The following is a 13531-nucleotide window of genomic DNA, read 5'->3' on the forward strand; positions in this document are numbered from 1 at the left end:
CCAAATCCATTCCAAAACTGTTTATCATTTCTGCCCAAATAAGAAGTATAAACAGCATAAACTTTTTTCTTTATTGACAAACTATTGATGATTGAAATAACNAACCACANATTAACCTGGCAGAACAAGTCATACTCAAACCAAAGATTGAATTCGGTATTGTCAGGCGCATTAATTATCTTTTCAAGTTCTTTTGCAACGCTGCTATGGTATTCAGCTTCTGTCGATCCATAGTATTTGGCTCTTGATCGCCAAAAATCATTCAAATTGTCGCCTGATAAGTCGCCATCCATAAGTGCTTCTCTAACAACTATTATATCTCCTTCAATTTTAGCGTCTGGAAAACTATGCGCAAGTGAATCTCCGTTTAAAATATTGTAAATCATGATTAGCACGTTTTTGCATGACCGCTAACCCTTAAATAGTGCTGGCTTTTAAAATTAAGCAATTTTCTATCTCTTTGATAGTCATTACTACTGCTTTGGCTTTTTTCAATAGTTATTGTGGCAATTGATTTATTACCATTCTATTCCTCCTTTCTTCCACAGGTCATCCAAAACACTGACTATTGTAAAATTGCTCCTTTCTTACATGTAAATATCGCTGGTCGTTTTAATATTAGAATGCTTTAAATATCTTTTATATACATTACATCAATTCCCTTTTCAAGCAGATGAGTTGCAAAGCTATGCCTCACCGCTTGAAAGCTTACATCCTTTTTTATGCCTGCCCTTTCTAGGCCATTTTATATTTATTGTAAGATAATTGTTCTTTGCAGCAAGACTGTAGCACCTGTTTTACGCCACTCCCTTCAAAAGGACTAAGCGCAAAAAATCAATAAAAATAAAGGAGAATTGTACCGTTTATTTTAGCTTAAAAACTAAGATTATCTAACTACTCATAGGATGCTGGATATGTTGATTTTAAAAAAATATCTAAATTTGAAATAAGGAAAACTCTTGCGACGAGAAAGGTTGTTACTACAATAAGTCTTTCTCTTTCAAAAGATTTTTTTTAAAAACCTACTATTATATAACTCGTTCAACTACTATAAAAGGTACATAGGATACCCTTGTTAGCGGGAGGTTTTTGTCTTTGCGAGATTCTGGTCTTTTTTCGTTCCCATCAAAAGGTTTTAAACAGTGCTATGGTCTACTTTGATTTTTCCTTTAAAGTCACCTTAATGAGATGGTTAACTTGTATCAGGTGATTGATAAATGCACATTTATCTTTAGGTGAAATAATAACTACGTCGTACTTGTTATAAGTAATTTCAAGCCTGTCAAGTGAAGTTGCAGGAGAACTTACAGGATTATTTGTTTCATTGATTTGTCTGATTGTGTCGAGATTTATTGTTTTGTCAACGAAAAACCCGCATTTTATTTTCAAAGTGTTATTACCAACTTCGTAATAGGTTGTTAGAAACATATAAACTATGAAAGTAACGAGGAGAAGAACTAATGCTAATGCAATCCAAATTTTTTCATATGCCACTATAATTCCTGTCCCGGCAATAATTACGGTCAATGGAACTACAAATTCAAGTCCGATTTTAGATTTGTATATCGCCATATATGTCTATAACTATTAAAAGCGATGATTTTTTAAACTTGCCACTAACGAACAGGGCTCCGCGTTGTTAGGATATTTGAAAAACTTCCGCCGACAACTGAAGCCGAATATGTTTTAGAAATTGAAGTTAAGAACTAAAGCTAAAATTATGATGTCAAGCCGAAATTGAAGATTACAGCAATCTGACCCGTCCGGAAAAAAGTTGTCTCTTTTAGTGAATAAATCCTGCTATTGGTTGTCTTGTCAACAGCTTGGGCGAATACTTCTTTGCCTGTTCCTGTTTCTCCTAACAATAACACTGTGGCATCGGTGGTGACTACATTCTTTGCCAATTCGATTGCGCTTTTATCTGCTTTGAATTTCCGATGATGGTTTCAAAAATATTTCTTACGATGGAAAATTACCTGACGGTAATGGAGTGGATTTTATTCGGAAATAAAGAAAAAACACCGCTGGCTGGAAGTACAAAAGGAAAAGCACAGTCAATTGAAGTTTTGAGTATGACTTTGCCGGTCTTTTCGCTCGCCTAACCAATTTTATTGTTTTTTATGATTCTAAAAAGCTCGTCAGAACATAATCCCGTCTATTGTCCAATAGAAACACGTTATACAAAACGCTTTGCTGTCTGTACTATTAAAGTATTTTAAAACATTTCGCCTGTTATCGACCGCACATTACGAAACCGGGAAAGAGCGCCGACTACGTTTCATAGTGAAAATAAATACTGTTGCACGAACCCAGGTTAGTATTCCAAGGATAAGCCAGGTAGTTAGTTTAAAAAGTGTAATATTAAGCACTCGGGGAACGACATCGGTAGCTGCATGAAGCAGTATTGCTGAAAACAAACTGCCTGTTGTTTTATTAAAAACAACAGTGTAAATAAATGAGAGTCCAACTGTAAATAGAAAGAATAGTACTACCGGGAAAGATGACTGGCCTGGTGTAAGGTAAATTGGCAAATGCCATGTACTCCATAAAATCCCCAGTACAAGTGTAGCAGCAAGAGGAGTTTTAAACAATGTTTGTAATCTGGGTAAAGCAAAACCCTTCCATCCAATTTCCTCCCCGGAATTAATAAACGTCAACCATATAAATGCAGCAAGAGCGAAATAAGGAGACGTCGGAAGGAGAATATTATTAAAAGAGGTTTGGATCAAAAAACCATCTAGCAAAAAAGATAGGGTAAAAAGAAATGGCATCAATAAAATTGCAATTATATACCACAATAACCCAAAACGAAATCGTGTAAACCTGCCAAACAGCTCTCTAATTCCTTTGGCCTTATCATAATAAAACGAAACAATTATAGCAGAAATAGCTGGTGCAAAAAGCCCAACAAAGGAAAGCAAACGAAGAGATTTTGGATGCAAAAATGAAGGAAACCATGTTCCCCAAGCAATTAAGAACGCCAAAAGGAAATAAATAAAGAGTTGTGTTGATAGTTTCACATTTGCCTGCATGATGGTAGTTTTGTCAAATAGCCTTTTCGTAAGGTCAGGATAAAATCAAATTACCAGCATCGACCCTTCTGTTGGTCTTTATACAGGTAATCCGTTTCCCTCATTAATGAGTTTCACTAATATATCGATATGACCCATCCACCCTTTTCGCAAACATCATAACGTTCAATTTCCGGCACTGGGCCAATATGAGTGAAGTCAATTTTGATTTCACCATTTTCTTCCAAAAGTCGAAAAACGACTTCAGTATTATTCTACAAATATGGCTTACTACTGTGGAGTTATTCGTTGAACATCTAGCCCCAGATATAAAAGAAGCTCGAGTAGGTTAGTCGCTCTACTGACTATCAATCTTCCATTACATTATTTTTCGCCTTGGCTCAGACCGTTGATGGCCTTTTCCATTCTTCTTTGCCTCGTTTCTTCTGTTTTAGCTTGACCTATCGCCAAAAGATATCGTTGTTTGTTGCTATAGGAAAGTGTGTCAAAGACTTGTTTGGCTTTGAGGTTATCATCAAGCAGCCTTTGAAAGTCTGCCGGAAATTCTACCTCCCGAGGTTTTGTGTCAAGTTCTAAGGTTACCTTTACTTTATCACCCCCTTTTATCCCGGTCTTGCTACGTATGTGCACTTACACCGATCATAAATATACCGCCCATTACAGCTATAGTATTTCTGTAAGAATAATCATTTATCGTAACATTTACAGGAGGCTTTTTCCCCGCTCCAAGCCCCTCCACAACTTCATTAGGAACACAAATTCCTGTATTATTTCCAAGTTGAAGTATTGAAGTATCAAAACTTATTTTTTTGGGTTCAGGCATAATTATTAATGTTTTATTATAATTATTAATGTTATATTATAATTATTAATATTTTATTATAATTATTTGTTTCTACCGTTTCTTTTATGAAGTGATTTACAATCAACGGAACAGGTAATTCTGCAGAAAGCGAAAATCCGAGTTCAGTTCAGCTCAAATTTATTAATAAGTTACATGATATCCTTCTTTTCAGCACTTATTCTTCAGCTATGTTGAGGTAAAAATGATCATTAATAACTCGTCAACCTATTGTTTCTCTTCCTTTTCGGTTTAGTACTTTAGTTCCCATTAATTGTTCAACAAGTTTAGCTTTTGAATATGCTTTAAAAAGCAATTCGACCGACAAATCAAACTCTCTTGTTATGGTCAATTTCTGTTTGCCACCTTCGGCAACAACTTTTGCTTTTTGCTCAATAGATTCGCGAACTCTTTTTTTCTAATTTTTAATTTAAAATGAAAACTGTCTACAACACTTGCAAAAAAAATTAGAATGATGCAGCACTCATAAGCAATTTGATATCTACAAAAGGGGGCTTTTTTGCTGTGAAGTTTGGGGGAAAAACCGAACGCAGATGTTATCGCCCCCTATTATTTAAATTTTAGTTGGGTTTTTTTACAAAAGCTAAATCCTATTGTATATTTATAAGTCTTACGAAGCAAAATACTTCATTTATTTATAAGTATAAGTCTTGACTCGCGCTCATAAAAGAAGTAAAATAATATTCAATTGAGGTGAGTATGTCTCTTTTATTTTCATCATAACTAATCGTCATACAATTTGAAATTTTTGTAGCAATTACTAACTTTTTTTATTTGTTTTGGTATTGGAATACAGGATGCAGCTGAACTAGCTACTCCTAATTGAATTACCTAAGATCTATCTTCAATTTTTCGGAAATTGAATTGACATTGAGATTTTTACTTGCTAATTTTATTAAGAACAGCATTCATGTTGCTTATTATAATGCAAACTTTACTGAGCCAAGGTCTTAGTCATAAATATAAGAATAGCCCCGCTTGGGGGCTATTTTACGTTCAACCAATAAAATTAACTTAAGCCGGCACCTTACCTTTTTTCTCGCGTTCCCAAAAACGATGTTGAGCAACAGCTTTAATAAAATGTTTAGCAAGTTCATCTGCATTAGATCCTATAACAACACCTTCCTTCATTGCAACTTTGTCCTCGTTGTGCTCTGGTAATTTCTTTGCGAAGTATGTTTCTTCCAGCAATTTCCTTGCGTCATTAAATGCTGAAATTGCTTTACAATGTTTATACGCTTCATTTAAAAAATGAACTGCATCTCCTTCTTCTAAGAGAGCAGCAACACTCGTAGCACCACCGGGTACAAACACTGCATCATATAAAACGGATGCAGTGGTAAGCAGAGTTTTGTCTACCTTGATATCTTTTTTATTTGCACTAACCAATACTCCTCTTGGGGCTATAACTTCCACCATTGCACCTTCGGCTAAAAGAGCTTGTTTAACGGTGGTTAAAGACGCCTCATCTACGCCATCGGCAACAAGGAAAGCAATCTTGCGGGTACGGATAGAATCTTTTGGAGCATTGCTCATGCTAAGCGCTGCAGACTTTTTCAGTGAACTTTCTACCTTTACCGGCTGGTATGCCTTAGGTTCTGCGTCTGCAGGAATAGCATGATTAATAATTTCAGGTGTTTCCGGAACAGTTAATCCTAGTCCATAAGCCACTTTTGAAGCAAGTCCTACATCAACCTGTTTAAGCACCATCAACATTCTCAACCGGATCTCCACTGTTTCTACTTTGCCCAGTTCAAATCGTAATGCATCTACAATGTGCATTTGCTCAGCCTCTGATTGACTATTAAAGAAAAGAGTAGCCTGGCTGAAATGGTCGAAAAAACTGGCACTGCGTTCCCTTACTTTTCGTGAATCTATTTTTTCAGCATAAGAACTAAAGCCACCGTCCATTTTTCCTGCCTGGAAAGGACAGCCGCCACCTACTGAATTCGGATGATAACTGCTTTTGCCTTTGTTAATGGTCATTCGATGAATACCATCCCGTTGGTTGTTATGAACAGGAGCAATTGAGCGATTGATAGGTATCTCATGAAAATTAGGTCCTCCAAGTCGAGACAACTGTGTGTCGGTATAAGAGAACAATCGGCCTTGAAGAAGGGGATCATTCGTAAAATCAATTCCAGGAACAACATGCCCTATATGAAAAGCCACTTGTTCTGTTTCCGCAAAGAAATTATCAGGATTGCGATTGAGTGTCATCTTGCCAATTCGCATTACAGGCACCAATTCTTCCGGGATTATTTTGGTAGGATCAAGCAAGTCGAATTCAAATTTGTGCTCATCTTCTTCCGGAACAATTTGAACACCAAACTCCCATTCAGGGTAATCGCCGTTTTCGATTGCTTCATACAAATCCTTACGGTGGAAGTCAGAGTCTTTGCCTGAAATATTCTGCGCCTCATCCCACCCAACAGCGTGAACGCCGAGTAGTGGCTTCCAATGAAACTTTACAAAAGAGGCAGTACCTTCGGCATTAACAAAACGGAAGGTATGTACGCCAAAACCTTCCATCATCCGTAAACTTCTTGGAAGTGCACGGTCGCTCATTGCCCACATTACCATATGTGTAGCTTCGGTATTAAGTGAAACAAAATCCCAGAAAGTATCGTGTGCCGAAGCAGCTTGCGGGACTTCATTATGAGGTTCTGGTTTAACTGCATGAACAAAGTCAGGAAACTTAATAGCATCCTGTATGAAAAATACGGGAATGTTATTCCCAACAAGGTCAAAGTTGCCTTCCTCTGTATAAAACTTAACCGCAAATCCTCTTACATCTCGAGCCAAGTCAGTAGACCCCCTGGAACCGGCGACCGTTGAAAAGCGCACAAACACTGGAGTTTCAACAGAGGGGTCATTTAAGAAACCTGCTTTTGTATATTTGCTCATTGACTCATAAACTCTAAAAACGCCATGGGCCGCAGACCCACGGGCATGAACAATTCTTTCAGGAATACGTTCATGATCAAAATGAGTCATTTTTTCACGAAACAAAAAATCTTCGAGCAAAGTAGCCCCTCGTGGGCCGGCCTTTAATGAGTTTTGGTCATCGTTGATACGAACGCCTTGATTACTGGTTAAAAATTGCCCCTCAGATATCTCGGTATTTTTTTGAAGGTCTTCGTCTTTTTTGTTTGCGTCTGGTCCGGCTGCAACTGCTTTTTCTTTCATAATTTTTGATGGTTTTTAATTAATAATTAGACATTGTTTCTGATAAAAAAACATTTTAAAATAAGAAGTAAGTTTGAAGTAACAGTATTTTTGTTTGTCATCATACTGTATCTTTCACACCAGCTATGCACATCTTTAATAACAAAAGGGTCAGTGAAAAGGTTTTTCTTTATATTCGAAATTTACGCATTAATGCTTTCAGAATCTAACGTGCATTTATTTACGTATGTAATCACAAAAAATACAAGTAAGTAACATTCGAAAGGAAACCATTCGGATAACAATGCTTAACTACACTCTAAAAGCTTATACAGATTACATTTCCTGCTTGTTTAATTGTAATAGTGGATAGTAGTATGTATTATTAAATAGATACAAGCAACCCGCCGAATATTGTTTCAATGGCAAAATTTTATTTCAGTTTTGACATACTGCTCGTAATTATCCGCTATGCAAAATCGCCAATTTCCATTTATCAATACCAGTGATACTAAGTTGTTATTTTTTATTCTCTTTTGCTTCATCTTCAACCCATTGCTTTCACAAATACATATCTATGAAACAACCAAACCTCAACTACCTATAACTGCAAAAAAGCCGAGACGGCGACAAAACCACAACTTGCTGATGCACGTGCTGAAGGAGATGCTTTAAATAAATGCATGGATTGGATATTGCAACAAACTGGGGTAAGTGGACAAATGCGTGCAGGAGAATATAAAATTGTATATGCTGTAACAGCGCCTGAAGGATGGTAAGACTACAGCAATCATTCCGTTTCGTGGCAAAACTCAACCGGTGATGCTCACCTTTCACTTTTTGTTTTAGATGGAGCTGATGGCAGAGTGATTCCTTCTCTTAATATACAAGCTTCTATAGTTAATATAAACGGATGCGTTACTGACAATAAAACAATACCCTTCGCATGGCTGCCACTAATAAATGGTTATGGTAATAATATTAAGTTGTCAGGAAGTGGAAATTACACAATAAACATAAGTATTGTCGCGCGCACATTCCATCGGCATGATCCTTACAATGGCGATCGCTTTACAGCCCTTACTTCAGCCATCATTCCGATTTCGATCATAGGAGACATCTCAAAAAATAAACCTTTAAGCGAGGAAATGGAGCAGGAACAGGAAAAAGCAAGGCTGGCTGGTGCCGCTTACATTCATACACTTAAATATATGTTTAAACAGGCAAATGATGGAAAGACGATCACAAACGGTCATTATTTTGTAGCCTATGCTTTAGAAAGAGGTGGACACAACCAAAAAATATTGGCATGTACTACAATTTCTTCGCTGGGTTGCAATTTAAATTTCTATTCCGTATTTTGGGAGTCATCTCCTATGGCTGATTAATTCTGGATAGAAAATAGAGAAAAATGATTTATCGGTTAATACGTTTTGTAAACTTTGCAGCTGTGATAACAATGAAATCCGTTCTCTATCCCTACGGAAATTTATGAAGGCGGTAATCACGATCTGGCAAGTGGTTCTAACATTTCCCCTGCTTATATTATTTTCAGGTGCTATTTTAATGTCTTGTAATAGCCCCTCTGGTACTGATAAAAAGAATAATAAAGACAGCACAATTAAAGATTCTAAATTTTCTCCGAACGAAGTTAAGAAAACGCTATTCCTTACATTTGATGACGGGCCGGGTATAGGAACAAATAATGTACGCCAAACTGTTGAATACGAAAAGACTTTGGTTACATTTTTTATAATTGGAAAACATGTATTTAGTAGCAGAAAGCAAAGACAAACATGGGCAGCACTAAAGGCGGACCCATATATAGAACTGTGCAACCATGGATATACTCATGCATGGCACAATAACTTCAATAAGTTTTACCTATGCCCCGATTCTGTTATCACAGATTTTAAAAGGACGAAAGATAGCCTTGGTTTCACTAATAATATTGCAAGGACGCCTGGCCGGAATATCTGGCGTACTGGTACTGTTAGAAAAACCGATATTCAAAATAGTATGGTGGCAGCCGATTCACTTCAAAAAGCCGGTTTTATTTTAATTGGGTGGGATTTCGAATGGACTTTAAATCCTAAAAGCTCGTATGTTTCTACAACCGCCGACACTCTTGTTAAAAAATTAGATAGCTTATTTGAAAACAATAAAACCCGAAAGGCAGGTAACTTAGTTTTACTTGCTCATGATCGTATATTTAAAAATAGCTATAATGCTCTTCAATTAAGGCGGTTGATTGAAAAGCTGAAGAATAGAAAAGAATACCGGCTCTCATGGTTATCAGATTACCCTAACTAATTATTTTGCTTAGTCAATTCTTTATTAGGAAGATAATGTTCTTAGCGAAATTGGGTGGTCAATATTTGCGAAATCTCCTATTATTATCAAACACCGCAGCAGGTCATGGTATACAACCGGCGCTTTCTAGGCTTGGATATAAGGAGTATACGAGGATCTTCCGGGAGTAAACGTCTGTTATCAATGACAAATAGCTGTAACCTTCTCCCGTCTTAACATAAGTAATGTCAGCTACCGAAACCAGTTCCAAAGCGTACAGATCAATGCTCAATTAAAATTTGGATATTTCTTTAACCATTGAAATGAGTCAGTGGTGACTATGCCACGCTATCTGCGCGTAATTAGTAGACCGTGAAAACTGAGAAGGTCGAAAAGCTGGTCACCGCCCATTTTAATTACGTGCGCCTTTAGCATAGGATAAGCTTGCTTTATTCTTTTGACCGTTTGGCTACCAGGCTTTTTTATGATTTTTTTTTGCAGGTCTTCCTCAGTCACCTTAATCATTGTTTCTAATCCAAGGATTTTTAGTCTCGCATATTCCAAAGATTTTTCTAACTGACTGATTTGCTGTTTATACTCCGCTCTTTTTTATCGCCCAAAATGCTCGATGACATCGACTTATTCATTTTATCAGTCAAATCTCCAACACTAAGGCGAGTGATCCAAAACTTTAGGGTATTCCTGTTTAGCCCATATTTTTTGCAGGCTGACAAGATCTTTAGTGAGCCAGAGGATCTCTTCAACAATTAGTTCCATTTCTTCCTTGCTCCTACGAATATAGGGGTGCATGCTAAGGGGACAGGACCCCTTTTTCGGCTTTCGTTTTTCTGTCATCCTAATTTAGGTTGCTCTAAAGCTATTTTAGGACTAGACATTGTGTACAGTGTTCTTTATATCGCTATACCTACAGTAGTGGTAATAGTCCACATAAAACAACAATCCGTAGAAAAATATAATTGGAACATCAGAATTTTGCCACAATCAAAAAGTGATATTTAGAAATAGTCGCTGTAATTAAATAAATTATATTTTAGTCGAGTAATTCGTTTTTGACATCGTCAGGAGTATCTCGATACCTCATCGATGGTTCCCTTGCGGTCACCTTTTGCATAGTCACCTGCGAGTTTGAACTAACTTTTCAGGCGTCGCTCACGACCAATGCTCTTAACTAAAGCCGCACGCACTGGTTTGAAACCTACTCCTGCAAGCCGGTTCTAAGGAGCACCTCTCTGCTGTTATTCATGCAGCAGAAAGTTCATGGCGCACTCCACTGCTACTCCTCTTATGGATAATACCTCTCCACATACTTCAAAAGATCTTAGGAGACAAAGGGGATTTGGGATAGATTGTTTACATAGCTCACATTTCAAACAGGCCTTTTCTCATCTCATTCATCAACTTTCGATAATTTCAATACGCCGATTACTGACACATGTAAAAATATTTTGACGTTATTGTTTTGTTTCCAAATGTCTCAATGGATTTAGTTGGATAATTAAATTCATTTGGCACATATGTGTAGTTTATTACATCTTCATTATTTACAATCTCACCTAGACCATTTTTCAATACTTCTTTACTTGGACAAAATTTCATTTGAGGAGTCGGAACATTCTTTGACACATTCAAATAAGGGGATAAAACACTGCTGAACTCAGATTCTGATATAGAATAACATTTAAAATCTGATAATGTATTGAAATCATAATTTCTATCAAAATAAGTTCGTTTGAAACAGTTGCCATTATTATCATATTCATATCTTCGATATGATATACCCCTATAATCCAAATCTCGTGCATAGGTAGTATCAGCAATTAAGTACTTTTTATTTATATCATAAGTATATACAATATAGTTATCCAGATAATAGTCAACACCGGAATTGTGATAATATTTGTGATAATTGTTTAATCTAGTTACTAAATTATCGGAATTGTATATAACAATTGCAGTATCAGCGCCTTCCCAGGGCGTAATTTTAATTACATAATCATTATTGTATATAAATTTTGTAAAAAATGACAAAGTTCCTATAGTATCACTGTAACTGTTAATCTGAATTAATTTACCATTGTTATCATATAAGTATTCAGTGGAATTATCACCAATAGCATATGGCCTTGCATCTCTATTTTCCAGATGAGTCACAACTTTCGTCAAATAACAAGTTTGACTAATTTTCTCGCCTTCTTTAGTACAAGCAGTAAATGAATATATTGTCATGAAATTAATTAATAATAGTTTGTAAAGATTTTTCATAGCATAGAGCTTTTTATTAATTTTGAGCCAACATATGTAGCAAGATTCCTTTTGCATAGTGCCTAACCCAAAAGTGTTTACGATCCGCAAGCAATAGAGTTACCTTCACCTTGATTAAGATATACAGCTTCATTGACAAGGAATCTTAAGCTGCGTTCCGTTCGCCGACATATTGCAAAGAATTCATATAATCTTTAAGAACTGTTGAGGCGGTTAAAAAAGTAGCGAGTTTTAGAGCAGCTACACTAACTTTTAATTTCACTATAGAAACCTGAACAGTATGAATAAAATTAAAACAAATTTCCCAAGGCCAAAGCATCTTGTATCGGTATGGATACTCATAAAGCCCAGTTACAACCTGAGCATTTATTTCGAATGACATCCCTATCAAAAAAGTGAATCAGAAACCCAACTGGAGATCCCGCTGAAGTTACCCCACATTCCGTGCAAGCTGACTAGGGATTTTCCTGGAAATTGACCAGATGTGTCGGGGCAAGCTGACCACTCTGAGAGGTAGCACATGCTGTTATAAAGTAAATACCTTTTCTTATCAAATCTTTCATCACTTGTCCTTTCTTTAAAGGTATAGTTTCTATTACATCAGCAAAGAGAAAGTAAATATAAATTTTAGGCAAGAATTACATCTTTTGATATTTGTCAACTTTTTATGCTGCGACTAAGCCTTAAATTCTTTTATTGATCTGTGTTTAAGAATAAAGGTAGTAGCTGCATCGATGCCACGCTGCTCTTAACACAATTATTCCTCTAATTGCTTGTAGAAAAAACTAAACAGCATCGATAAATTCAACTCATTTTACTAAACGGGAGATTTCCGGTTTTGTCGCGTCTGTCAAAATAAAAGTATGTATTATCATATTCCCTGATAATTTATGCCGCCATAGAACAAAATGTTTTGAAATAAGTACACCTAGGAAAAGTAACTTGTTCCTTTTTAATCATCCTTACTATTTCTATTCCTACCAACGTCCTTGATGTTGATTCAAAACTCTTAAAACCAAGCATATTCTGAATTCTCCACTTTATAAATCTATGATCCCCTTCTACCCTATTATTTAAATACTTACACTGTCTTATCCTTGTCTTCTTTAAGGACCTGTTATTATAAGTTCTGTCTACTAAACAAAATTTGTTATCGTACAATAATCAAAAAGCGAAGTGTTTTCTTCTGCAAAGACTGTAGCACCTGTTTTACGCCACTCCTTACACAAGGACTAAGCGTAATAAATCAATAAAGGAGAAATACCTACTACTATATTAGCTCGTTCAACTCCTATAAAGGTACATAGGATGCATTGTTAGTGGCAGGTTGGTCTTTACTTTCTTACTACAGTTTCATAACCGGTACAAGTCCGTGCTTCTTAAAGACAATTTTTATCATTTCAATATCGGGAGTCCGCCTACATTTACAATATCAGCGAGTTCCTTAAAATACTCTGACCCTATTAACCCAGGCGTTGATACTGCTAAAGCTTTAGAATTTTGCTGGCCTAAGTTATTAAATCCGTGTACGACACCTTTTGGAATAAATAAAGATTGTCCTTTTTCTAATTCAACCGTTTTTCCATCAACAGTAAAGGTCATAATACCTTCAAGTCCATAAACAGTTTCATCAAAACATTCGTGATAGTGGGCCATAGGGACTTTAGCACCAACAGGTACTAAAAACTCAAACATTGTCAATGTTCCATTGGTATCTGAAGCTTCGAGAAGAAACTTTATTTCTAGTTGTCCTATCGTGATAATTTCTTTAATATTTGTCATACATGTAGCTAATCGAGGGTTTATCACTATTGTTTAAGTGCTTTATAACTTGCGCCTAATGTTAGGTATTGTCGATGGCAGGATATCACTGAACATCCCGGCGGCCAACTAC

At 36.3% G+C, this 13531-nt stretch carries 15 protein-coding genes and 1 pseudogene; 3 read left to right on the forward strand and 13 right to left on the reverse strand.

Features of this window, described 5'->3' with window-relative positions:
* From B154_RS33690 to B154_RS33255, 4 genes are all read right to left on the reverse strand, one after another.
* A partial coding sequence (locus tag B154_RS33690; RefSeq protein WP_018611625.1) for a DUF1835 domain-containing protein occupies positions 1 to 386 on the reverse strand: 386 nt, incomplete at its 3' end.
* Positions 387 to 628: 242 nt separating this feature from the next.
* On the reverse strand, positions 629 to 697 hold the full coding sequence (locus tag B154_RS33760) for a hypothetical protein (protein WP_425423100.1): 69 nt from the start codon (positions 695 to 697) through the stop codon (positions 629 to 631).
* Positions 698 to 1152: 455 nt separating this feature from the next.
* Positions 1153 to 1572, reverse strand: a complete 420-nt coding sequence (locus B154_RS0102520) for a PH domain-containing protein (protein WP_018611627.1) — start codon at positions 1570 to 1572, stop codon at positions 1153 to 1155.
* Between the two features lie 146 nt (positions 1573 to 1718).
* A complete protein-coding gene (locus B154_RS33255; protein ID WP_018611628.1) occupies positions 1719 to 1904 on the reverse strand; it encodes a sigma 54-interacting transcriptional regulator in 186 nt (61 codons plus the stop codon).
* A 60-nt stretch (positions 1905 to 1964) separates the two neighbouring features.
* On the opposite strand from B154_RS33255, the gene B154_RS32110 reads away from it, so the two are divergent.
* The gene (locus B154_RS32110) at positions 1965 to 2102 is read left to right on the forward strand and encodes a hypothetical protein (protein WP_018611631.1); all 138 of its coding nucleotides are present in this window, start codon (positions 1965 to 1967) and stop codon (positions 2100 to 2102) included.
* Between the two features lie 144 nt (positions 2103 to 2246).
* On the opposite strand, the gene B154_RS0102535 is transcribed toward B154_RS32110, so the two are convergent.
* The 4 genes from B154_RS0102535 to B154_RS0102555 form a co-directional block, all read right to left on the reverse strand.
* The gene (locus B154_RS0102535) at positions 2247 to 3032 is read right to left on the reverse strand and encodes a CPBP family intramembrane glutamic endopeptidase (RefSeq protein WP_018611632.1); all 786 of its coding nucleotides are present in this window, start codon (positions 3030 to 3032) and stop codon (positions 2247 to 2249) included.
* 363 nt (positions 3033 to 3395) lie between these two features.
* A complete protein-coding gene (locus tag B154_RS33260) occupies positions 3396 to 3662 on the reverse strand; it encodes a YdeI/OmpD-associated family protein (protein WP_245542538.1) in 267 nt (88 codons plus the stop codon).
* Positions 3649 to 3855, reverse strand: a complete 207-nt coding sequence (locus B154_RS33265) for a DUF1905 domain-containing protein (protein ID WP_245542539.1) — start codon at positions 3853 to 3855, stop codon at positions 3649 to 3651. The genes B154_RS33260 and B154_RS33265 overlap by 14 nt, the downstream gene beginning before the upstream one ends.
* Before the next feature lie 1053 nt (positions 3856 to 4908).
* Positions 4909 to 7083 carry a catalase gene (locus B154_RS0102555; RefSeq protein ID WP_018611635.1) on the reverse strand — a complete coding sequence of 725 codons (2175 nt, stop codon included), beginning with the start codon at positions 7081 to 7083 and terminating at the stop codon, positions 4909 to 4911.
* Positions 7084 to 7928: 845 nt separating this feature from the next.
* Here B154_RS0102555 and B154_RS0102565 point away from each other — a divergent pair.
* Both B154_RS0102565 and B154_RS0102570 read left to right on the forward strand, forming a co-directional pair.
* Positions 7929 to 8450 (forward strand): hypothetical protein, encoded by a 522-nt coding sequence (locus tag B154_RS0102565; protein WP_018611637.1) that lies wholly within the window; start codon positions 7929 to 7931, stop codon positions 8448 to 8450.
* A gap of 103 nt (positions 8451 to 8553) precedes the next feature.
* Positions 8554 to 9375 carry a polysaccharide deacetylase family protein gene (locus tag B154_RS0102570; protein ID WP_018611638.1) on the forward strand — a complete coding sequence of 274 codons (822 nt, stop codon included), beginning with the start codon at positions 8554 to 8556 and terminating at the stop codon, positions 9373 to 9375.
* 327 nt (positions 9376 to 9702) lie between these two features.
* Here the strand turns inward: B154_RS0102570 and B154_RS0102575 are convergent, their stop codons facing one another.
* From B154_RS0102575 to B154_RS29985, 5 genes and pseudogenes are all read right to left on the reverse strand, one after another.
* Positions 9703 to 9879, reverse strand: a complete 177-nt coding sequence (locus B154_RS0102575) for a hypothetical protein (RefSeq protein ID WP_157580394.1) — start codon at positions 9877 to 9879, stop codon at positions 9703 to 9705.
* A gap of 918 nt (positions 9880 to 10797) precedes the next feature.
* Positions 10798 to 11637: a hypothetical protein gene (locus tag B154_RS0102585; protein WP_157580397.1), complete on the reverse strand. Its 840-nt coding sequence runs from the start codon at positions 11635 to 11637 to the stop codon at positions 10798 to 10800.
* Between the two features lie 455 nt (positions 11638 to 12092).
* Positions 12093 to 12272, reverse strand: a complete 180-nt coding sequence (locus tag B154_RS0102595) for a hypothetical protein (protein ID WP_018611643.1) — start codon at positions 12270 to 12272, stop codon at positions 12093 to 12095.
* A 253-nt stretch (positions 12273 to 12525) separates the two neighbouring features.
* A pseudogene (locus B154_RS31225) lies at positions 12526 to 12735 on the reverse strand (DDE-type integrase/transposase/recombinase); the annotation flags it as partial.
* A gap of 297 nt (positions 12736 to 13032) precedes the next feature.
* On the reverse strand, positions 13033 to 13446 hold the full coding sequence (locus tag B154_RS29985; RefSeq protein WP_157580401.1) for a cupin domain-containing protein: 414 nt from the start codon (positions 13444 to 13446) through the stop codon (positions 13033 to 13035).
* Between the last annotated feature and the right edge of the window lie 85 nt (positions 13447 to 13531).

Origin of the sequence: Segetibacter koreensis DSM 18137, from assembly GCF_000374045.1 — a bacterium.
Classification (GTDB): domain Bacteria; phylum Bacteroidota; class Bacteroidia; order Chitinophagales; family Chitinophagaceae; genus Segetibacter; species Segetibacter koreensis.